The following is a 20,394-nucleotide window of genomic DNA, read 5'->3' on the forward strand; positions in this document are numbered from 1 at the left end:
TAATTATGTTTTGCGCTAGATGTATAGCAATTTAAATAAAGGTGGAAGAATAATTAGAAATTACTGGTTATTTTGCTAGTAAGCCCCCTAAAAAATTCATATGAAAAATGTGATAGCCTAACGCAAATATATATATTCAAGCGTGTTTTAAATTCTGAACTCGATTAACATGGTTTTTAAACATTTCATTACATCTATAAAACATATGTTTGGACTAACACGAATCAAATCAGAGAATGTGGCGCTCAAACAAGAGCTTGCTGAACTCAAGCAGAAATACAAAGCTGATATTGCCGCACTCGATAAGTTACACCAAGATGCACAGCAGCTTATTCGCACTGCACAGCAAAAACACCATAATAGCAGCGGGCTTATGTCAAGCAGCTTGAGAGGTGGAGACATGCTTCAAAGCATTCGAACAGAGATGGTTGAAAGTGCACAGTCTATGGCGCATGAAAACCAGGAACTGCAACAACTTGAAAAGATGTTTAAGCAAACACATCAAGCACTCGCACGTCTCGAAAACCGAACGATAAAGATCAGCGCTCAAACCTCCCAAAGTTCTGATGCGGTAAAAATATTAGATCAAACTGCTACTGGTATTTCTCACCTTGTCACTAGTATTCAAGAGATTTCTGACCAAACTAACTTGCTGGCATTGAATGCTGCGATTGAAGCCGCACGTGCTGGTGAGGCAGGACGTGGATTTGCGGTAGTGGCTGACGAGGTAAGAAACCTTGCAGGTAAAGCCAGTGAGGCGAGCGAACAAATTGATTCATTGGTGAATCAAGTGCTGATCCAAGTGAATACGATCAAATCCTCGATTGATGAAAACCAAACCAGTGCAGAGGAAGTCGCCGAGTCTTCTGCGCAAATTGGCTCTATTGTAAACGAAGTGGTAGTGAAATCGGAACACATGCAGCAGGTAATCAATATGACATCCACGCGCGCTTTCTTGGACACAGTAAAAATGGATCATGCCGTCTGGAAGAACAATATCTATCGTTTACTGCAAAGCGAAGCATTTAGTGAAACCGTCAACAGTCATTCAGAGTGCCGTTTAGGTCAATGGTACTACCGTGGCGATGGTAGGGCTTACAGCCACCTAAAAAGCTATACGCTACTAGAAGAGCCACACAAAACCGTACACAACAGCGGACGTGAAGCGATGAACCACGCCAAAGTGGGCAATATGGCAGCCATGTTGACAGCCATCAACGCTATGGAAGACGCCAGCGAACGAGTAGTGGTGCAAATCGATCGCTTAATGGATGAGATAATTTCGAGTTAGAGCCACTTTGAGAACCAACATAAAATGAATCTTCGTAAATAAACAGTACGAGATCATTTTTAAAATATGAAGGCCCAATAAAGCTAGTTATTTATAGGGCCTTAGCTTTAACTGCTAGTTACATTTAATAACAGCTCACTGGATTTACATAGCATTGGTAATAAACAATACCATCACTGTCATCACTACTTTTCTCGGCGACACTTGGCAAAGGCAGTAGCGGCGCGGAAAGCGTGTTATTGTTAAAAATCGATTGAGCAGTGCTGGCTGAACTAGCGAATAAAAGAAAAGCAAGACTGACGACGTAAAATAACTTCATTTAATTACCATTTTGTTTTTAAAGTATCTTATTTAGCGGCAGAGACTAAATGACAAACACCCCAAAGTCAACTAGTTGAATAACAAGAGACATATCAATGCTTACCGCTGATATGCCCTCATTCTGTTGCAGTAAAAATATAACTATTAGTCAGAAGTAATACTATTCCCAGATTTTACACCCAACAGGTATTCAATTAGTTTTTGCTTTTGATAGAAAGAAATTATTTTCTCTCTATCATTTTCATTTCTATCTAAACTCAGTTTATTAACAATACTCTTGTCTTTATAAGTTAAGTATCCAGCTTCAGCATCAATGAGATGCAATGCTTCTTGCAAAGTAAAACCCTGTGATTCCAATAATTTAACAGTAGCACTTCGTATCGAAAAATAAGATGGAGTATGCATTATTTATTCTCTTTAACTACAATAATCTTCTACTTGAGTAATATTTAGTATTTCAACAATAGACTTTACGTTAAACTTCCTCAGAATCCGACATTTGTAAGTGCTAATTGTTTTCTCACTAAGCGACAGTAAACTCGCAATTTCCTGGTTACAGTGTCCTTTGACAAGATAGTCAAATACCATTTTCTCCCTAATTGAAAGTAGTGGTCGATCATTTGTTACGTCTTTTTTAAATACGGAGTATCCTTTACTTGCTGTAATCAAAGCATCAACAATAACACGACTATCTTCCCTCTTACTAAGACAGCCACGAGCGCCTTCTTTAGCCACCAACGCTGAGTAATTGCTAATTTCTTGTGCTGTTAAAAATATAATAACCCCATCAAAACCTCTATTTATAATAGTACGAGTAATTTGAATAGCATTACAATCTAAAAGAAAGATATCCATGATAATAATATCAATTGACTTTTCTTTTAAAGTATTAAAAACTTCTGTTTGTTTATCAGCATGAAATATTCCATCAACATTCATACGTTGACGAATGATCAAATCAAGCCCTTCTCGAAACACTGGCTGTGTATCTGCAATTAAGATATTTAAATGTTTTTTCATGTATAGAGCCTCTTTAAAGAACGACCCCATCCTTGAGATTATGCGTTTAATATTATAACAACCTGACGCACATCACATTATAACTTATCATTATGAACTAAAAGTAAAATGACACTTTCAAAATTCGAAAATGACTGATAGACAATAAAAATAATCTTTAGATACTTAGTTCAACTAAGTTTTGGCTTGAAAAAGAGACCAGACATGAGCTGATGCTTTTGATGGCAGTACTCAATAAGAAGAAAAAGTAATACATTAAATTGAGTTTTAAAAAGCGAATCGAAGTGCAATTTAAGGTTTTATACTCTGCATGGCTCTCATTCCAAAATCTCCTACCAGAATATAGCCATTAAGATATTGCAAAGTTCATCTCGTTTACCTAGAGGTCATCTTGAGCCTTGCTGTTTCAGCTTACCTTGAAACTGTTTAAGGCTCTTCTTTGCATTGGATCGGCGATTGGCTTTTTTATCACGTGGGGTGCGTTTACTATCGCCGACCGATGGTTTGTCCGTCACAGGAAAACCTTCCAGTTCTCTCACAGTTAAATCACGTCGAGTAAGATTACGAATTGCCGCAAGTGCTTCCGCTTCACCATGGCAGACCAGTGACATTGCTGTACCTTGCTGGCCTGCTCGAGCAGTGCGCCCTACTCTGTGAATATAGTTTTCTGCATGCATCGGTAACTCAAAGTTAATCACCACTGGCAGTTGTTCAATATGAATACCGCGCGCCAATAGATCGGTGGCGATTAACACCTGTGTTTGCCCAGATTTAAACTGCGCCAGCGCTTCTTCACGCTCTACTTGGCTCTTATTACCGTGCAGCGCATTGGTTGTGATACCCGTTTTATTCAGCTTCTTCGCTAAACCATCTGCGTTCTCTTTCGCGCTCACAAATACTAATGCCTGTGTCCATGAATTTTGCTTAATAAGCTCAATCAACGCCTTTGTTTTGCTGCCTTTGTTGACGAGATACAGCGTCTCAGCAATATCTTGATTGGTGCTGTTTTCTTGGTGCACAGCCACCTGTTTTGGTGCGTTCATGAGCTGCTTAGCTTTGCACTTCAACTGTTCAGAAAACGTAGCTGAGAACATGGCTGTTTGACGCTGGTTTGAAGTTTGCCCTGCGACGTTTTGCACGTCTGGCCAAAAACCCATATCAAGTAAGCGGTCGGCTTCATCTAATACCAGATAATCGATGCTGCTCAAATCCAAACCGTTATCAGCAAAGTCGACAAGGCGACCTGTTGTCGCAACAATAATATGAGGATTTGTAGCAAGCGCTTGCTGTTGTTGAGCTTTATCAACGCCGCCACACAAACAAACCGCGTTAAGACCAAGAAGTTGACCAACTTGATTGATTGCTTGGCTGACCTGAGTCGCCAGTTCGCGCGTTGGTACCAGAATTAGCGCTTTTTGCTCTGGATTGACACTAAGCTTTTCCAACAAAGGTAAGCCATAAGCAAAGGTTTTGCCGCTGCCCGTATTCGCTAATGCCAATACATCTTTGCCATTAAGTAACTCAGGAATGGCCAACGCTTGAATATCCGTTGGTTCCTTGACATCTTTTGGCAGGGCGTAAATCAGCTCAGAACTCAGGGAGAGAGTAGAAAATGGCATTCAGTTAACCTTGTACTTTTGGTTTGAGGAGGTAATAAAAAAACAAGTGCGGGAAACGCAGACGTGGACTTTACCACAGTCTTCCCACTGAACTAAATTTTCACCAAACCATATTTTCGCTACGCCCGCTTATTTGAGTATTGATATCATTCGACCAATGAAAAACAAAGCACATTCTATTTTCCAACCATCGTAAACAAGGCTACCACGTGAGTTAAAAATTTGTTATCAGCAAGAATTTGCCAACAAATACAGTTCGAAAAATAAACTCATATTGTTTGATTTTTATGCAACGCTCTTAGATTGCCTCATGGTTTATAACAAAACTAAAACCTATAGTTATAAAATAAAACACAACCCTAACATTCAATTAACTTACACGATCATCCTGCCATCGTGAATAATTAAGATTAACGGAGCTCGTCCAAAACACATGGTTCGTAGCGATAAAAACGAATATACAGGATCCACCAAGATTTTATTTGTGATATTGCTTCGAAATGTTATAGAAAAATTAGAAGGGTGAAAAAGCGAAGTTCAAAAGAAAAAAAAGAACTTAGTATTAAGGCTTTTCTTTCAAAATCATATGCCTAACTTCAAGTCTAGTATATGCAAACTATTTCTCAAAATGGAAATAAAGCAAAAACCAGCAAAACTTATCGAACTGTACATAAAACCTTCTCACCACAGTCACATTCTAGGGTCTAAAATGATCCCTGAACTCGTGTCTAAGGACGAAATTTTCAATCGCTATTGTGGGAGGGTGTCATGGAAAAATATTGTCCAATGTGTCGAACCGAGATGATTGATCGCTGTAATTATTTTATCTGCCCAAGAAACAACATCGGCGAATGTGTTTATGATGGTTACGAGGACCACCACAGTCACTACTATTATGATAACCGAGAACATATTCAAGAAAGAGAATTGGTCACTTCAGACTAAAAGCCTCATAAAAACGATGTAAGAAAATGCCACTTTAAGTCGAGTGGCATTTTTCATTTGGGAGCTCCGCTGATATTGTCGTTATGGTGGAGCCAATAGTGATATACCCAAGTGACTTCAAGATGCAGGATTCGAGCGTTGTCTTTAGCGCCTGATCTTTCAACTCAATTATCTCATAGAGCTTCTGGGAGGAATACCTCACCTAACATGCAACGTACAGAGCCACCACCAATAGATTCGATGGTAGAAACGTTGAATGGCAGTAATTTACCGTGTGTCGCTAGTTGATTTCTCTGTGCTGGAGAGAATGCATGATAAGCCGATTGAGACATGGCAATCACCTTGTCACCACTCACCGTTTCCAATTGGAGAATATTGCCGCAGAACTGATTCATCTGCGCAAGAGAAATGGAAATAATCTGTTTGTCTTTCGCTAATGATTTAAGCACAAAACGACGCTCAAAATCGGGAATCACTTCATCACAGATCACGCAAAATTGCTCACCGACCGCCATCATAACGTTGGTGTGATAAATTGGTGCGCCGGAAGGCAAACGGGTTTGAAAAGAAATAACGCGCTCATAACCAATACGTTTAACGTAATCCTCTAATACTAAGCGGTCACAACGTTGCGAGAGCGCAGCGTATACTGTTTTATTGAAATGGTCGAACACCATCACGCCTGTACTTTCTAGATAGGCTTCCTCATCAAGATATTCGGTCAGTGAGTCTTGTTGGTTCACTTCACGGCCCGCTTGTGTCAGTGTGGCAACCAGCTCATCAGGGCGAACCTCACGCTGACGATTTTTACATGCCATTGGGAACGTGTACAGAGTGCCTTCTGGGGTAGTGCTAAACCAGTTATTTGGGAATACGGCATCCGGCGTTGCGATGTCGGATTGGGGGTAATTAAACTCGACGACTTGCACGCCTTCGTTGCGTAAGGTTTCCACCATTACAGCAAATTCAACCATGGTATTGTGTGCCACTTCTTCTTGGGTCAAAGAGACTTGGCGTTGAAACTCGTTGTCTTGCGCGGTTTCTTCATTAAAACGAAACTCTTTCGGCGGCACCATCACAACGCAATTCGCGGTATGACGCAGAGTACTTTGCGTACCCTCTTCTTTTCCATGTGCATTCTTAAGCACTGATCCATGTATTAGCATTCTAAATATTCCTTTTTGCTAGAATGATGAAATTGTAAATTTATTGTTAACGGCAGTTTTGCTGTTCTTAGTAAAATTTACGACGTCCCAAAGAAAAATTTACTGAGAAAAACATTTTTTACCCGATTTTTTATTGTCTATCTGCCTGTTTACTGTTTAAAAACATACCAATGATATACCGGACAACAATGCACCATTGAATTCTTTATAACCAACTAGTTACATTTAAAAAGCGATCGGTTAGACTATTTTTTCAGCTCTCGTGCATACTAGATGTATACACACAAGTGCCTGCTTTTCTACCGAGCAGTGCACAGTATGTCTTATCACCACGCTCAGTATTTTTCCTCGTCCATGGCAGGAAGAATTGATGGATTCCTATTCTGACGTGGCAATATTTTAACTTTAGGATGAGTTATGTTTAAACGGTTTGAAGGCATTACCGAGCCATTCCCCAAATCACAACCTGACCAGCCCCCAACAGGGATTTTTGCGTTCTTACGCCATTACACTCGCGGCTTTGAAAAACCGCTGATGATCATGTCGATCATGTCGATGATTGTGGCAATCGTCGAAGTTTCTCTGTTTGGTGCAATGGGCCAGTTGGTTGATTGGCTTTCCACCAGCAACCCTGAAACCTTTTTGCAAGACAACAAAGCAGACCTTATTTTCTACAGCACCATATTGTTGGTTATCATGCCAATTTTGGTGGTGATTTACTCGCTACTGATTCACCAAACTCTACTGGGTAACTATCCGATGTCGGTACGTTGGCTTGCTCATCGTTACTTACTCAATCAAAGTCTGAATTTTTATCAGGATGATTTTGCTGGTCGCGTAGCGACCAAGGTGATGCAAACCTCTTTAGCTGTGCGAGAAACGGTAATGAAGACAATGGACGTGTTCGTCTATGTCTTGGTCTACTTCACTAGCATCATTGTTATGTTGGCCGCCGCAGACTGGCGCTTGATGATACCAATGTTAGTTTGGTTACTGGCTTACATCGCCATTCAGATCCACTTTGTACCGAAATTGAAAGATATTGCTACCGAGCAAGCCGATGCCCGTTCAACCATGACAGGCCGTATTGTCGATAGCTATACCAACATTCAAACAGTAAAACTATTTTCTCACAGCAAGCGAGAAACCGAGTACGCAGAAGAGGGCATGAAAGGCTTTTTGAATACGGTCTATCGCCAAATGCGCTTGGTGACTGGCTTTGACGTGGCAGTGGAGATCTCCAACTATTTATTGGTATTCTCGATCGCTGCGCTGTCGATTTACCTGTGGCTGGATAGCGCGATCAGTATCGGTGCGATTGCGATAGCTGTCAGCCTGGCTCTGCGTATCAACGGAATGTCGATGTGGATCATGTGGGAAGTCGGTGCCTTGTTCGAAAACTTAGGAACCGTCGTTGATGGCATGAAAACACTATCCAAGCCTATTGATATCAAAGACAAAGCCAACGCAAAAAATCTGCAAGTTCCTCAAGGGGGCATCCACTTCGACAACGTAAGCTTTCACTATGGTGAAAAAAAGGGCGTAATCAGCAATCTAAACCTCAATATTAAACCGGGTGAAAAAGTGGGCTTAGTTGGGCGCTCTGGTGCGGGTAAATCTACCTTAGTAAACTTACTATTGCGTTTCCACGATGTGGAAGAGGGATGCATCAAGATTGATGGGCAAGAGATATCTGGCGTCACACAAGACTCTCTGCGATCAAAGATTGGCATGGTAACCCAAGATACGTCTCTGCTGCATCGTTCAATCCGTGACAATATCTTGTATGGCAATCCAGATGCAACCGAAGCCGATCTACTCAAAGCAACCAAACAAGCGCACGCTCATGAGTTTATCGAAACCCTAACCGACCCATTCGGCAACGTCTCTTACGACGCGCAAGTCGGCGAGCGCGGCGTAAAACTCTCTGGCGGTCAACGTCAGCGTATCGCGATTTCACGCGTGCTATTGAAAGATGCACCTTTGTTGGTACTTGATGAGGCAACTTCAGCCCTAGATTCGGAGGTGGAGGCAGCCATTCAAGAGAGTTTGAACGAGCTGATGCAAGGTAAAACGGTGATCGCAATTGCACATCGCCTGTCGACCATTGCGCAAATGGATCGCCTGGTCGTGCTTGATAAAGGCAATATCGTCGAACAAGGCACCCATAAAGAGCTTATCGCCAACCATGGTATTTATGCTCAACTTTGGGCGCATCAAACTGGCGGCTTCCTCGGAGAAGAGCTGGAAAACTAATGGTTTTCAAATCCACCAGATTCGCAAGCGTAAACGGCGCATTGGCCGCACTGCCTCCTTACCCGGCAATAAGTTGTCGGGTTTTGTTTGTCCGTGGCCCAATTCCGTCCTTAAGAAATCTTGGTGAGCTTGACCTAGCATCTGCCCATCAGTTGGGTATAAAATCATGCCCACTTATTAACTGATACACAATCGGTCACTATGAACAAAAGTTTGCTGGCTAATGTCCTTGCCATCGCCATGATGGGCGTGGGATATCACATTGAAAATGATTACCTTTGGTACGCGGGGTTATTTGCATTTTCTGGCGCTATCACCAACTGGTTAGCGATTCACATGCTGTTTGAAAAAGTGCCTGGATTATACGGCTCAGGCGTCATTCCAGCACGTTTTGAAGAATTTAAATTGGCCATCAAAAACTTGATGATGGAGCAATTCTTTACTGAAGCAAACATCGACCGTTTTCTAAACAAAGAGATGGCCGGTAGCGTGAACATCAACCTTGAACCTGTGATCGAGAAAGTCGACTTAAATCCCGCCTTTGACTCTCTGGTAGAAGTGATTGAAAGCTCTCAATTCGGTGGCATGCTTGCAATGTTAGGCGGCGCAGAAGCACTACAGCCAATGCGTCAACCATTCTTAGAAAAGATGCAAGAATCCATCATAGAACTGAGCAAAAGCGACAACATCAAAGAAGCCTTGAAAGAGCAAATGGAATCGCCAGCTATGATGGATGAAATAAAACAAAACATTGAAAGCATCATTGATCAGCGACTGAGTGAGCTCACACCGACGTTGGTAAAAGAGATCGTGCAGAAGATGATTAAACAGCATCTTGGCTGGCTCGTTGTTTGGGGTGGTGTATTTGGCGGCATTATCGGTGTATTAACCACGCTCGTAAGCGCATAAACTGCTGACTAAAAATCACAATAGCAAAGGAGCCTGATGGCTCCTTTGCTGTATCTTAGGTCTACGTATTTCCGCTTGAATCAACCCAGTAACTCAGGGTTTACCCCAAATCCCGTTTTATGCTCTTCTATGACCACTTCACTGCGAGTTTGTATTACACCGGGTAGCGTCCCGAGTTTACTCGACATAAATTCCTGGTAAGCCTTCATGTTCTTTACGCGTACTTTGATCATGGTGTCGAAATCACCTGATAACGAATAGCATTCTTCAATTTCAGGCATTAACTCTACCGCTTGGGCAAATTTCTCAAAAATAGAAAAGCTAGTTTGGTCAAGACGAATATGAATAAACACCTGCACATCTAATCCAAGCTTTTCAGCATCAAGCTCTGCATGATAGCCATTTATGTAGCCTTCTTTCTCTAGCCTTTTTACGCGCTCAGAGCAGGGAGATGTGGTCAAGTTCACCTGCTTAGCTAGCTCCACTACTGGAGTTCGACCTCGCAAATGCAACACTCTCAATATCTGTAAATCGATCCTATCTAGTTGACAACTCATTAACCACATTCTCGTAACAACCTGGGAATCATCAGATTAATGGTTACGATTCCATTTGCAAATACTGACATCTACAAGGTGTGAAACCTGCACGATTTTGTCCAGTACCTCGGGGAAAAAGACCGAACGTTCAAAAAACATAACATTCACATGTTCAATGTATAAATAAGAGGAATAATATTCGCAACTTTGGATGTTAGATAAGTTTGTTAACAAAAAAATACAGTGGTGAACTTTGAATAGAAAAATAAGAGCTTTTAAGAAAAGAAGTGAGCCAAATAGTAAGGCGATAATAGGTAAACAAATTAAGGAGAAATCAATGTTAACCCTACAACTCGCGTACAAACCGTTTGGTGTTGGAGCATGGACGTATACAACCGTTTCCCACGAAGTCGCAAAGTCACTGGCGTCAGAATATGCCTCATATGGCTGGCCGGTAATGATCGATGGGTTACCCTTCTCAACAGAAAACGAACAGGCGGCATAAAGACGATTATGTAATTGCTGATTTCTGTCGCGCTGGGTACAAAGCCACTTCGTCGATAGCGCGATGGCGACAGCTGCGAAACATGAAACCATTTAGGCTACCTAGATATCTCCTACCGACCTAACCTGACTTTAGTATTGTGAATCGATGAGGTCATAACACCATGCCAACGCAACCAACGCTCTGCACAGACCGACTTTCTCTCCGTCCATTCAATCAAAGCGACAGTAAACGCGTTGCTTTACTTGCTGGCGAAAAAATCATCGCCGATATGACAGCGAATATCCCGCACCCTTACGAGTTATCGGTAGCAAGCAAATGGATAGGTGGGCATGACAACATGTTCAACGAGCGCAGGGGGGTCGTGTATGCCATTACACTGCGTAGCACGGGAGAGCTGCTTGGTGCGGTGAGCTTACCGAGAATAGAAGATGGCTACGGCACATTAGGATATTGGCTGGGTGTGCCCTACTGGGGAAAGGGCTATGCGTTCGAAGCATCTCAAGCTCTGATTGACTTTGCTCAATATACTTTCGAACTTGTTGGTATTCGAGCGATGCATTTAGTGGAAAACCAGCGTTCAGAATCTGTCATCAAGAAATTAAAAATACCATATATTGGAAACAAGACCCTTATCATGCAAGGGGTAGATCGTGAGGTTTGTCTTTATCAACGAGCTTTTACCTCCGTTGATTAAACGCAAACTGAGATAATAACGAATACAAAAAAGCCAGCAGGGGTGAAGTGAACCCGTAAAGCTGGCTTTTCTCTAAACTTTATTGTGCTCTAACTTAGTCTTGAGCGATTTTCACGCGAATCTTGCTCTCTGCCACACTGGCCAAGTTCAGCGCTTTAAGAGCCGCAGCCGCTTCGGCTTCATCTGGCATGATCACAAAGCCGAAGCCTTTTGATAAACCGGTTTCTTGATCAAGAACCAATGTGCAAAGTTCCACTTTGCCGTGCTCAGAGAATAGTTTGCGCATGTCTTGCTCAGTCGTTTGACGAGCCAAGTTTCTAACTAAAAGTTTCATAATGAACCTAGTGATTTAAATAACCATACGATTCTCTCAGGTTCTTCCCAGCAAACCAAGTGAATAATATTGTGTGGCCAACGAGATTGTTCTAAACACACCTATCCGGATGATTGTTCACCCGAGGAGAACCGATATGGAAACGAAGCGTCTTAAGCTCATTCCCGCCTGTCTAGAGCGTGCAGAAGAGGCCCATCAAGCAGTATTGCGTAGCCACAAGACCCTCGAAGTGTATCTTCCTTGGGTGCCCCATGTACTCACTCTAGAAGCCATGATTGAAGGAACAAAAAAAGCCATCGCAAACTTTGAAAACTTCGAAGAAGAGCTACGTTACTTCATTATAGAAAAAGAGAGCGATCGCTTGATTGGTGCCATTGGATTAATGATTAAAGATCAGGAAGTCCCGGCATTTGAAATTGGTTACTGGCAAGATGATACTGCTGTAGGGAATGGGTATGTCTCTGAGGCCGTAATGAGATTAGAGCGCTACGCGTTTGAAGATCTTGGTGCAAGACGTGTTGCGATTAGCGCAGATTCAACCAATTTAAAAAGCCGCGCTGTCGCAGAGCGATGTGGTTATGAATTTGAAGGTGAACTTAGGCTTGATCGTTTATCTCCCTCAGGAGAAGTGAGTAACACCGTGGTTTATGCGAAAATCCGTAATTAAGCGCAAAAATAAAGCCCGCTATTATTCGCGGGCTTCGTTGTTGCAGAGCTCTACTTCCACTCGGAAGGAATTAGTCTAGCTCAACTAGCTTCTTTTTGTATTCTTTGTGTTGATCAAGGACTTCTTGCGCTGCACCGCCCGTTAACTTGCTCACAATAACAATCGTCACTGTTGAGAAGATAATGCCAGGAACGATCTCGTACACCTCAAACCAACCACCCGTTAGCTGCTTCCAAATAACGATAGTCAAACCACCGACAAGAATACCTGCGAGTGCGCCATTACGGTTCATATTGCTCCAGTAAAGGCTAAGAACAACAGCTGGACCAAAGGCCGCACCAAAACCTGCCCACGCGTAAGACACCAGACTTAAAACCGAGCTGTCTGGTGTCATCGCCAAGAACAGAGCAATAAGAGAGATAACGATAACGCCCACACGGCCAATCATCACCACTTCTTCAGACGTCGCATCAGGTTTAATCACTTGCTTGTAAAAGTCTTCCGCGAGCGCTGATGAAGAAACAAGAAGCTGTGAATCCGCGGTACTCATCACTGCCGCTAAGATTGCGGCTAAAAGGACACCAGCAATCACTGGGTGGAATACAGTATTCACGAGTAGCATGAAGATTTTTTCGCCATCATCCACCTGAGTACCCGGGTGCCCCGTGACCCATACTAGGCCAACAAGACCAACTAGCATTGCTCCAGCCATAGAGAGTGTCGTCCAGCCCACCGCGATATGACGCGCAGTGGTTAGATCTTTGTTTGAACGAGAAGCTTTAAAGCGCGCTAGAATGTGCGGCTGACCGAAGTACCCTAGACCCCATGCCATCAACGAGATAATTGCGATTGCCGATAGTGGTTTACCTTTCACGTCATTCCAAAGCGTTAATAGCTCTGGGTTAATGTTGTGCATGTCTGTCGCGAGCTGACCTAAGCCGCCTTCCATCACAGCGACAGGCACAATCATTAGTGCTGCCGACATTAAAAGACCTTGCACCAAATCCGTCCAGGATACCGCTAGGAAACCACCGAATAATGTATACGAAACCACACATACAGTTCCTACGATAACGGCGATGCTGTAATCCAAACCAAATACGGTTTCAAACAGTTTACCCCCAGCGACCAAGCCTGAGCTGGTGTAGAAAAGGAAGAACAGAAGAATAAAGAACGCAGAGATTGTCTGTATCAATTTTGACTTATCGTTAAAGCGACGTGATAAAAACTCAGGTAACGTTAACGCATCAGTTTGGATACTGTAAGTACGAAGGCGTTTGGCACTGATTAACCAGTTTAGCCATGTACCCAAAAGCAGACCACCTGCTAGCCAGAACGCTTCAACACCTGCTGCATACGCGTAACCAGGAAGACCAAGTAGCAACCAACCACTCATATCTGATGCACCAGCAGACAGTGCCGCTGGCCATGGGCCAAGACTCCGACCACCTAGGAAATAGTCAGACGAATTGGAAGTCCTTTTATACGCATAAACGCCAATGGCAACCATAATTAGTAAGTACGCCACGAAAGTGGTCGTGATAGCAAAGCTATTTTCTATCATTTAATAGTCCTCGTTATAATTATTTCCTGCCTTGCCCTCTTTTCTGTTTTGTCATCTCAGCAATACATCAAAGTAAGAGATACCAACCCGAGTAAGCTCTCAGGCCCTTTTAATTCAGGTTGGTAGCACAAGTCAGGTTAGTGGGAGTCGCCCCCCAACTCGAGTAGAGTCGCGTTACCACCCACTGCTGTAATATTTATCGTTCGAGTACGCTCGGTAATGAAGCGCAACGACAGATGAGGATCATGAGTCAAGCTCGGTGACTCTAAATCCGTTTCAGATACTAAACCGACGATGGCACCGTCACGCTTAGCCAGTTGAAGGTTAAGCGCGTGCTCAACCTGTGAATGCCCAACATAAGCCACGCTCCGTACATCGCTGTCTAACAATGGAGAAGACGCATCGTACGCGACCACTTGGACTAAGTTTGATGGGAAATTGGCTGACGCCGCAGCGTGCTTAACCAATTGAGTAAGATCCATATTGTCACAACAAACCACCACACTGTTGCCTGCAACCAAAGCACAGGTAATCATTGCAAGTGCGCTGTGTATTGCGCTCTCATTGTTCTCCAAGCCGCTTTCACAAATAACCAAAGCAACACCGCGACCTGCCACATACAGCTCGTTAGTTTCGCCTGTAGGCCCCACTAATAGATGAGTTTCTGCCAACAGAGCTGACGCTTGCTGCAAGTGGTAAGACACCACTTTGCCAACCAAGCTATGCTGCTCTGCAATCGCAGACTTAAACGCAAGCAAATGCTCGAATTTATGATCAAAATCGGTCAGATTCCACTGCTCCCACGCAGAAAATGCATCTTTAAAATACGTGATCTGATGAACCATAATACGACTCCTTATGCCTTTTCTGCTTGAACAAAATGTTGTTGAGTGAAGCGGTATAAGTAGTGAGGCCCACCCGCCTTCGGCCCCGTCCCCGACAAACCTTGACCACCAAATGGTTGAACGCCGACGACGGCCCCAACTTGATCGCGGTTTATGTAACAGTTCCCTACTCGAGCGTGTTTTTCAATCCAACGATAAGTGGTTTCATTACGGCTGTGAATCCCCATTGTGAGACCAAAACCGGTTTGATTAATTTGCTCAACCACGTTTGGCAGTTCAGATGCTTTAAAGCGAATAATGTGTAAGACAGGGCCAAATTGCTCTTCTTTCAGAACATCAATACTTGAGATTTCGAACGCACTTGGTGACACAAAATCACCGTACTGACACGCTTCATCTAATCGAAGCTGCGCGACTTTGGTTTGCGTGCTCGTCATATGCTCAAGGTGAGCGATGAGTTTATGTTTGGCATTGATATCGATAACCGGACCCACATCGGTTTTATGCAGGTAAGGGATACCAACATGCAGCTCATTCATTGCACCTTGGATAAGGTTGATGATGCGATCTGCAACGTCCTCTTGAACAAACAACACGCGTAGAGCAGAACAACGTTGACCAGCAGAGGCGAAAGCGGAACGAATCACGTCACGCACGACTTGCTCTGGTAATGCCGTACTATCGACAATCATAGCGTTTTGACCGCCAGTTTCAGCAATAAACGGTACTGGCTTCGCGCTGCGTTCGGCAAGCGTCACGTTGATACGCTGCGCCGTTGCTGTCGAGCCAGTAAATGCCACACCTGCAATAGCGTCATGAGACGTCAGGGCATGGCCAATTTCGCCACCACGGCCAGGCAATAGTTGAATCACACCCGCCGGGAAGCCTGCTTCTAGCATCAACTCAATAGCACGCGCTGCAATTAAGCTGGTCTGCTCGGCTGGCTTAGCCACAACCGTATTGCCTGCAACCAATGCCGCTGTAACTTGGCCAAGGAAAATCGCTAAAGGGAAGTTCCACGGGCTGATACAAACGAATACGCCAAGCCCTTCGCGGCTAGAAATGCGCTTCACACCATCGAAGCCTTCCAACTCAAACGGCTGAAGGTTTTGCGCTTGTTTCGCGTAATAACGACAGAAATCGACCGCCTCACGCACTTCGTCAATGCTGTCATGAATCGTCTTGCCCGCCTCTTGATGGCAGATAGCCACCAGCTCAGCCAAGTTTTCTTCCATCAGATCCGCAAGCTTATCTAGGCATGCCGCTTTTTGTTCAATGGCAATGCCTTTCCATTTTGGGAATGCAGCGTCAGCCGCTTCAATCGCGGCCGAAACCTGATCAATACTTGCGAAAGCGACCTGACCCACTTCGATACGGCGATCATAAGGGGCAGTAATGATCTCTACAGAGTTTTCCTTGATCATGCTTTCGGCATGTGTTTCGCCATTGATGATCGGACCCGCAGTCCACTTCTGGGTTAGGAAGCGTTTAACCTGCGCTTCAAACGGTTTCGCTTCGCTGTCGATATCAAGGTTCACCCCGTATGAATTTTTGCGTTCAGGGAAAACCTCCGTAGGCATTGGAATTTGACCGTTTTGTAACGTCTCAAACGAGCTCAGTACATCAACTGGGTGATGCGTCAGATCAGAAATCGGGCATCGGGCATCGACTAAACGGTGCACAAATGAACTGTTCGCGCCGTTTTCAAGCAAGCGACGAACCAAATAAGGCAATAGATCGGCGTGGCTACCAACTGGCGCGTAAATACGTACAGGTTGACCGTAAGTATCCATTACATGGTTATAAAGCGAATCACCCATACCATGCAGACGTTGGAATTCGTAATCTTTATGCTCAGCCATTACCGCAATCGCCGTCACTGTGTGTGCGTTGTGGCTAGCAAATTGCGGGAAGATATTGCCGCGTGCGCCATCACTCAATAGAAAACGTGCACACGCAAGATAAGCAACGTCAGTCGCTTCTTTGCGGGTGTAAACTGGGTAGTTATCATAGCCTGCTTGCTGTGACCACTTGATTTCGCTGTCCCAGTACGCGCCCTTCACGAGTCGCAGCGGGATAAGGTCGCCCTGCTCTTTCGCTAAGCCGTTCAGCCACACCAACACTGGCAATGCCCGTTTTGAGTAGGCTTGAACCACCAAACCAAACTTACCCCAGCCTTTCATCAGGTCACTGCGGTACAGTTTTTCAAACAGTTTTAGTGATAGCTCAAGACGGTCCGCTTCCTCTGCGTCAATGGTAATGGCAACATCCACCTCGATAGCGCGCTTCAGTAGTTGCGTTAAGGTGTCGTAGAGCTCTGTCATCACGCGTTCTTCATTCGCCACTTCATAACGTGGGTGAAGTGCGGAAAGCTTGATAGAAACAGAAGGCGCAGGGCTAGTGTCACTGCCGTACGTTTCGCGACCCACGGCTTCGATTGCCATTAGATAATCTTTGAAATACTTGCTTGCGTCTGCCGTAGTCAGCGCCGCTTCACCCAACATATCAAATGAGTAAGTGAAACCTTTGTCACGCATTGAGCGACCGTTCTTCTGCGCTTCTTCAATCGTACGCCCACGAACAAACTGGTGACCCATGATCTTCATCGCCTGATACATGGCTTTGCGAATCACAGGTTCTGAGAATTTGTTTACCAGACGATTTACAGCCTGGCCTGCGCTCTGAGATTCTTGCTCACCAAGTCCTATCACTTTTCCGGTAAGCATTAAGCCCCACGTTGAAGCATTAACGAAGACAGAATCAGAACTCTTAAGGTGAGATTTCCAATCGGCAACGCTCAACTTGTCTTTAATTAATGCATCAGCCGTTGCTGAATCAGGAATTCGCATCAACGCTTCTGCAAGACACATTAGTAAGATACCTTCGTGAGTATCTAGGCTGTACTCCAGCAACAGCGCGTCAATCATCTGAATTGACTTCTTATCCGCACGGATGGCTTCAATAAGCTGAGTTGTTTGGGTCTTGATTGCCGATTTTTCTTCCGCTGTCGGCGTTGCTAGTGGCAATAACTGCTCTAGCCATTGAGACTCGTCCACCATGTACAATGGCGAGATCAATGACCACAATCTATCAAGCGGCTGCTGGATAAATTCCGGTGTTAACACGTGTGTTGCAGTGAACATGCGTTTTCCTCAATCTCTATCCTCAAAAACCGCTTCGAGGAACATCAGTGGTGGCAGTGTATTTTGAGCCCGAGAAGAATACTTGTCAAAAACTCCGAGTTTTTTGCTAAAAACTCGCTTTTATAACAAAACATCTACATAGTCACACGTAATTACATAATATATTGTGTTGTAAAAATTCATCTTTGCACGTCATTTACAACAAAGATAGAGAGGTTATAAGCGATTTTTGTTCGAATGAGAAGGGTTTAGATTTTACTTTGTTAGTGATGGGCAAAAAAATCCAAGCTTTCAATGAATTACCCAAAAAAGATTGACTTTACTGACAGAACAAAAACCAAAAAGACACGACTCCCACACATGGTTACCTGTTTGATGGTTACCTGTTTGATGGTTACCTAATTGCTGGCCGCCTAGTTGCCATTGTACAAGTAAAGCTAACCAAGCTGTTTCTTATATTGGGAAGGCGACACTCCTTGTAAACGAGTGAAGGTATGCGTGAAGGTACTTTGGCTCGAGAAACCCGTAAATTCTGCAGTTTGTCCAAGTGTTAATTGACCTTTTTCAATCAAGTCACGCGCCATATCGATACGTTTACCAAGCACATACTGATGTGGCGTAATGCCCATTTGCTCTTTGAATAAACTGTGGAACTGACTCTCACCTAAAAATACACTGCCCGCCAATTGCGCCACACTGATTTTATGGCTCAGATGCTGCTCGATGTAACGGTCAATGACTTCTAAGTCAAAGCGAGACTCTTTCCGTGAGGTTTCAAATGCAGAGATATGACGTTGCATAAGCGCGATCACGGTATCATTGCACGCCCGACTAAGCAGCAAGTCATCAGGATGATTACGCATCTCTTGTACCAGCATATGAATCAACTTTTGAATTTGACCATCCAGTTGGAAGTAAAGATGAAAGTTTTCTAAGTTATTGATCTTATTTAAAACCTCGGGGGCTTCATCTGTTGCCTCTGGCAAGTTAAGCACCAAAATGTCCGATTGATCAATCACACTACCGAAAGCATGATCAGAAGACGCCGTAACAATACAGCCTTGTCCAGGCCCGACCAAATTACCCTGACCACGCACTTCAAATTCCGCTTGCCCTTTCAAACCGATCACGATCTGTGTGTAAGCATGATCATGGCACTCCATATAAGATGGAAGCGTGATCAACTCAGCTGGCTTAGGCAGTATTAAGTCCTCATGTAAGGGGGCTTTTGGGGTATCTGGATTACTCATGTCATCAGTCGTCTTTACACGGTCAGCTCACGTCTTGGCATCATATACCTTCTTGGTTGGGTTGTAACTCCTAGTCAAGCTGATCGCACAAGATCAAATCAATACGATCAAGTACGCTTGCATGATCATGGTTCCGGAACGATGATCATGCAAGCGTAACTTACGGTCAATGTGCAACCAATTTTTTTGCAAAAACGCATAGATAAAAAGAATGCACCAATGAGAAAACAACGGCATAAGTAACGTATATGTCAGGGCGATCGCTGTACCAAGGCATAAGCTATCAAGCAGAGTAATTCTGATCCTTCTTCTCTCTTTCAGTTCTATTTGGCGCGATTGTCGAAAGCATGATCAAGGTAAACAGTGTGAGGGAACGAGCTGTAGTCATACAGATGGCAATCATTTTATTGAGGCACCCTTTATGGTCTCCAACTAACGGATACGGCGGCGAATAGAAGGAAGCTATTAGGTTTACCGATCCATTTGAGGCCAGTTATCTAGCGTCTATCGAGCCAAGAGTTCTGCTTAATCATCCGTTGTCGGTCATATAAAAAAGAGAGCGTTGAACCTCCAGAACAGAAGACAAAAACACCGCCAAATTCGGCGGTGTTTCTCATTATCAGCAGATTATGGCGCAAGGCGATCTATGTCCCACTCTCCCTCTTGCTTCGAGAACAGAAAACGATCATGCAGGCGATGTTCGCCGCCCTGCCAGAACTCGATGCTTTGCGGCCTAACGCGAAAGCCTCCCCAAAACGTAGGCATTGGAATCTCCCCTTTCGCAAACTTCTGTTTTAATTCTAAAAACTTACCTTCTAGTACACCGCGTGCAGAAATGCGACTACTTTGCTTGCTCGCAATTGCCGCCAGTTGGCTCTCTTTCGGGCGAGAAGTGAAGTACTTCATGTTCTCCATCGGCGTCAGTTTTTCTGCCACGCCTGTGATATGAACCTGGCGTTCAATTGGGTGCCATGGGAAATGCAGGCTGATGTTACTATTATGCACAAGCTGCTGTGCTTTGCGGCTACCCAAATTGGTATAGAACACAAAACCATCTTGATCGACTTCTTTCAGTAATACGATACGTTGAAATGGCATGCCGTTTTTATCCACTGTCGCGACTGTCATCGCCGTAGGATCCGTAAGCCCTGCTTGTACCGCTTGCTCCAACCAAAGGTTAAATTGATCAATAGGATCTGCTTTTAAATCTTTACGACGCAGGCCACCCTTTGTGTACTCACGACGAATATCAGCAAGTTCCATCTTCACTCCTTCACTCGTTTTTTTTCGATTGTGCGCCCGATATTATCGAAATACAAGGGC

19 protein-coding genes are annotated in these 20,394 nt (G+C 44.0%); 7 read left to right on the plus strand and 12 right to left on the minus strand.

Annotation, left to right across the window (positions count from 1 at the left end):
- Nucleotides 1-205 precede the first annotated feature (205 nt).
- A complete protein-coding gene (locus AND4_RS06500; RefSeq protein WP_009842140.1) occupies nucleotides 206-1,291 on the plus strand; it encodes a methyl-accepting chemotaxis protein in 1,086 nt (361 codons plus the stop codon).
- A 124-nt stretch (nucleotides 1,292-1,415) separates the two neighbouring features.
- Here the strand turns inward: AND4_RS06500 and AND4_RS06505 are convergent, their stop codons facing one another.
- From AND4_RS06505 to AND4_RS06520, 4 genes are all read right to left on the minus strand, one after another.
- Nucleotides 1,416-1,610: a hypothetical protein gene (locus AND4_RS06505; protein ID WP_043991509.1), complete on the minus strand. Its 195-nt coding sequence runs from the start codon at nucleotides 1,608-1,610 to the stop codon at nucleotides 1,416-1,418.
- A 146-nt stretch (nucleotides 1,611-1,756) separates the two neighbouring features.
- Nucleotides 1,757-2,017 (minus strand): hypothetical protein, encoded by a 261-nt coding sequence (locus AND4_RS06510; RefSeq protein WP_009842141.1) that lies wholly within the window; start codon nucleotides 2,015-2,017, stop codon nucleotides 1,757-1,759.
- Between the two features lie 12 nt (nucleotides 2,018-2,029).
- The gene (locus AND4_RS06515) at nucleotides 2,030-2,632 is read right to left on the minus strand and encodes a response regulator transcription factor (RefSeq protein WP_009842142.1); all 603 of its coding nucleotides are present in this window, start codon (nucleotides 2,630-2,632) and stop codon (nucleotides 2,030-2,032) included.
- A gap of 386 nt (nucleotides 2,633-3,018) precedes the next feature.
- A complete protein-coding gene (locus AND4_RS06520; RefSeq protein WP_009842143.1) occupies nucleotides 3,019-4,251 on the minus strand; it encodes a DEAD/DEAH box helicase in 1,233 nt (410 codons plus the stop codon).
- A gap of 768 nt (nucleotides 4,252-5,019) precedes the next feature.
- Between AND4_RS06520 and AND4_RS20240 the strand changes: the two genes are divergently transcribed.
- Nucleotides 5,020-5,196 (plus strand): hypothetical protein, encoded by a 177-nt coding sequence (locus AND4_RS20240; RefSeq protein WP_186004048.1) that lies wholly within the window; start codon nucleotides 5,020-5,022, stop codon nucleotides 5,194-5,196.
- A 173-nt stretch (nucleotides 5,197-5,369) separates the two neighbouring features.
- Here the strand turns inward: AND4_RS20240 and AND4_RS06525 are convergent, their stop codons facing one another.
- Entirely contained in the window at nucleotides 5,370-6,362 is a 993-nt protein-coding gene (locus tag AND4_RS06525; RefSeq protein ID WP_009842144.1) for an arginine deiminase-related protein, read from the minus strand.
- Between the two features lie 417 nt (nucleotides 6,363-6,779).
- Here AND4_RS06525 and AND4_RS06530 point away from each other — a divergent pair, with 417 nt between their 5' ends.
- Together AND4_RS06530 and AND4_RS06535 are read left to right on the plus strand one after the other, a co-directional pair.
- Nucleotides 6,780-8,618: an ABC transporter ATP-binding protein gene (locus tag AND4_RS06530; RefSeq protein ID WP_009842145.1), complete on the plus strand. Its 1,839-nt coding sequence runs from the start codon at nucleotides 6,780-6,782 to the stop codon at nucleotides 8,616-8,618.
- A gap of 201 nt (nucleotides 8,619-8,819) precedes the next feature.
- Nucleotides 8,820-9,527, plus strand: coding sequence for a DUF445 family protein (locus AND4_RS06535; RefSeq protein WP_009842146.1), 708 nt, complete (start codon nucleotides 8,820-8,822; stop codon nucleotides 9,525-9,527).
- Nucleotides 9,528-9,607: 80 nt separating this feature from the next.
- Here AND4_RS06535 and AND4_RS06540 read toward each other — a convergent pair whose 3' ends face one another.
- A complete protein-coding gene (locus AND4_RS06540; RefSeq protein ID WP_009842147.1) occupies nucleotides 9,608-10,084 on the minus strand; it encodes an Lrp/AsnC ligand binding domain-containing protein in 477 nt (158 codons plus the stop codon).
- Nucleotides 10,085-10,403: 319 nt separating this feature from the next.
- Between AND4_RS06540 and AND4_RS19880 the strand changes: the two genes are divergently transcribed.
- Both AND4_RS19880 and AND4_RS06550 read left to right on the plus strand, forming a co-directional pair.
- Nucleotides 10,404-10,571 (plus strand): hypothetical protein, encoded by a 168-nt coding sequence (locus AND4_RS19880; RefSeq protein WP_009842148.1) that lies wholly within the window; start codon nucleotides 10,404-10,406, stop codon nucleotides 10,569-10,571.
- Between the two features lie 163 nt (nucleotides 10,572-10,734).
- Nucleotides 10,735-11,268 carry a GNAT family N-acetyltransferase gene (locus AND4_RS06550; RefSeq protein WP_009842149.1) on the plus strand — a complete coding sequence of 178 codons (534 nt, stop codon included), beginning with the start codon at nucleotides 10,735-10,737 and terminating at the stop codon, nucleotides 11,266-11,268.
- A 94-nt stretch (nucleotides 11,269-11,362) separates the two neighbouring features.
- Here the strand turns inward: AND4_RS06550 and AND4_RS06555 are convergent, their stop codons facing one another.
- Complete coding sequence (locus AND4_RS06555) at nucleotides 11,363-11,602, minus strand: hypothetical protein (RefSeq protein ID WP_009842150.1); 240 nt, start codon at nucleotides 11,600-11,602, stop codon at nucleotides 11,363-11,365.
- A gap of 136 nt (nucleotides 11,603-11,738) precedes the next feature.
- Here AND4_RS06555 and AND4_RS06560 point away from each other — a divergent pair, with 136 nt between their 5' ends.
- Nucleotides 11,739-12,269, plus strand: coding sequence for a GNAT family N-acetyltransferase (locus tag AND4_RS06560; RefSeq protein WP_009842151.1), 531 nt, complete (start codon nucleotides 11,739-11,741; stop codon nucleotides 12,267-12,269).
- A gap of 70 nt (nucleotides 12,270-12,339) precedes the next feature.
- Here AND4_RS06560 and putP read toward each other — a convergent pair whose 3' ends face one another.
- The 5 genes from putP to pdxH form a co-directional block, all read right to left on the minus strand.
- On the minus strand, nucleotides 12,340-13,833 hold the full coding sequence (gene putP, locus AND4_RS06565) for a sodium/proline symporter PutP (protein ID WP_009842152.1): 1,494 nt from the start codon (nucleotides 13,831-13,833) through the stop codon (nucleotides 12,340-12,342).
- Nucleotides 13,834-13,970: 137 nt separating this feature from the next.
- Nucleotides 13,971-14,678 (minus strand): 1-pyrroline-5-carboxylate dehydrogenase, encoded by a 708-nt coding sequence (locus tag AND4_RS06570; protein WP_009842153.1) that lies wholly within the window; start codon nucleotides 14,676-14,678, stop codon nucleotides 13,971-13,973.
- 11 nt (nucleotides 14,679-14,689) lie between these two features.
- Nucleotides 14,690-17,821 (minus strand): bifunctional proline dehydrogenase/L-glutamate gamma-semialdehyde dehydrogenase PutA, encoded by a 3,132-nt coding sequence (gene putA / locus AND4_RS06575; protein ID WP_009842154.1) that lies wholly within the window; start codon nucleotides 17,819-17,821, stop codon nucleotides 14,690-14,692.
- 437 nt (nucleotides 17,822-18,258) lie between these two features.
- A complete protein-coding gene (locus tag AND4_RS06580) occupies nucleotides 18,259-19,071 on the minus strand; it encodes an AraC family transcriptional regulator (RefSeq protein ID WP_009842155.1) in 813 nt (270 codons plus the stop codon).
- Between the two features lie 627 nt (nucleotides 19,072-19,698).
- Nucleotides 19,699-20,334: a pyridoxamine 5'-phosphate oxidase gene (pdxH, locus tag AND4_RS06585; protein WP_009842156.1), complete on the minus strand. Its 636-nt coding sequence runs from the start codon at nucleotides 20,332-20,334 to the stop codon at nucleotides 19,699-19,701.
- Nucleotides 20,335-20,394 lie beyond the last annotated feature (60 nt).

Origin of the sequence: Vibrio sp. AND4, from assembly GCF_000171815.1 — a bacterium.
Classification (GTDB): Bacteria; Pseudomonadota; Gammaproteobacteria; order Enterobacterales; family Vibrionaceae; genus Vibrio.

Excerpts from the sequence above, each read along its gene's own strand:
- AND4_RS06570 (WP_009842153.1), bottom strand. The coding sequence starts at position 14,678 with ATGGTTCATCAGATCACGTATTTTAAAGATGCATTTTCTGCGTGGGAG.
- AND4_RS06540 (WP_009842147.1), bottom strand. The coding sequence starts at position 10,084 with ATGAGTTGTCAACTAGATAGGATCGATTTACAGATATTGAGAGTGTTG.
- AND4_RS20240 (WP_186004048.1), top strand. The coding sequence starts at position 5,020 with ATGGAAAAATATTGTCCAATGTGTCGAACCGAGATGATTGATCGCTGT.
- AND4_RS06530 (WP_009842145.1), top strand. The coding sequence starts at position 6,780 with ATGTTTAAACGGTTTGAAGGCATTACCGAGCCATTCCCCAAATCACAA.
- AND4_RS06510 (WP_009842141.1), bottom strand. The coding sequence starts at position 2,017 with ATGCATACTCCATCTTATTTTTCGATACGAAGTGCTACTGTTAAATTA.
- AND4_RS06555 (WP_009842150.1), bottom strand. The coding sequence starts at position 11,602 with ATGAAACTTTTAGTTAGAAACTTGGCTCGTCAAACGACTGAGCAAGAC.
- AND4_RS06550 (WP_009842149.1), top strand. The coding sequence starts at position 10,735 with ATGCCAACGCAACCAACGCTCTGCACAGACCGACTTTCTCTCCGTCCA.
- putA (WP_009842154.1), bottom strand. The coding sequence starts at position 17,821 with ATGTTCACTGCAACACACGTGTTAACACCGGAATTTATCCAGCAGCCG.
- pdxH (WP_009842156.1), bottom strand. The coding sequence starts at position 20,334 with ATGGAACTTGCTGATATTCGTCGTGAGTACACAAAGGGTGGCCTGCGT.
- AND4_RS06560 (WP_009842151.1), top strand. The coding sequence starts at position 11,739 with ATGGAAACGAAGCGTCTTAAGCTCATTCCCGCCTGTCTAGAGCGTGCA.
- AND4_RS06515 (WP_009842142.1), bottom strand. The coding sequence starts at position 2,632 with ATGAAAAAACATTTAAATATCTTAATTGCAGATACACAGCCAGTGTTT.
- AND4_RS06580 (WP_009842155.1), bottom strand. The coding sequence starts at position 19,071 with ATGAGTAATCCAGATACCCCAAAAGCCCCCTTACATGAGGACTTAATA.
- AND4_RS06525 (WP_009842144.1), bottom strand. The coding sequence starts at position 6,362 with ATGCTAATACATGGATCAGTGCTTAAGAATGCACATGGAAAAGAAGAG.
- AND4_RS06505 (WP_043991509.1), bottom strand. The coding sequence starts at position 1,610 with ATGAAGTTATTTTACGTCGTCAGTCTTGCTTTTCTTTTATTCGCTAGT.
- AND4_RS19880 (WP_009842148.1), top strand. The coding sequence starts at position 10,404 with ATGTTAACCCTACAACTCGCGTACAAACCGTTTGGTGTTGGAGCATGG.
- AND4_RS06520 (WP_009842143.1), bottom strand. The coding sequence starts at position 4,251 with ATGCCATTTTCTACTCTCTCCCTGAGTTCTGAGCTGATTTACGCCCTG.
- AND4_RS06535 (WP_009842146.1), top strand. The coding sequence starts at position 8,820 with ATGAACAAAAGTTTGCTGGCTAATGTCCTTGCCATCGCCATGATGGGC.
- AND4_RS06500 (WP_009842140.1), top strand. The coding sequence starts at position 206 with ATGTTTGGACTAACACGAATCAAATCAGAGAATGTGGCGCTCAAACAA.
- putP (WP_009842152.1), bottom strand. The coding sequence starts at position 13,833 with ATGATAGAAAATAGCTTTGCTATCACGACCACTTTCGTGGCGTACTTA.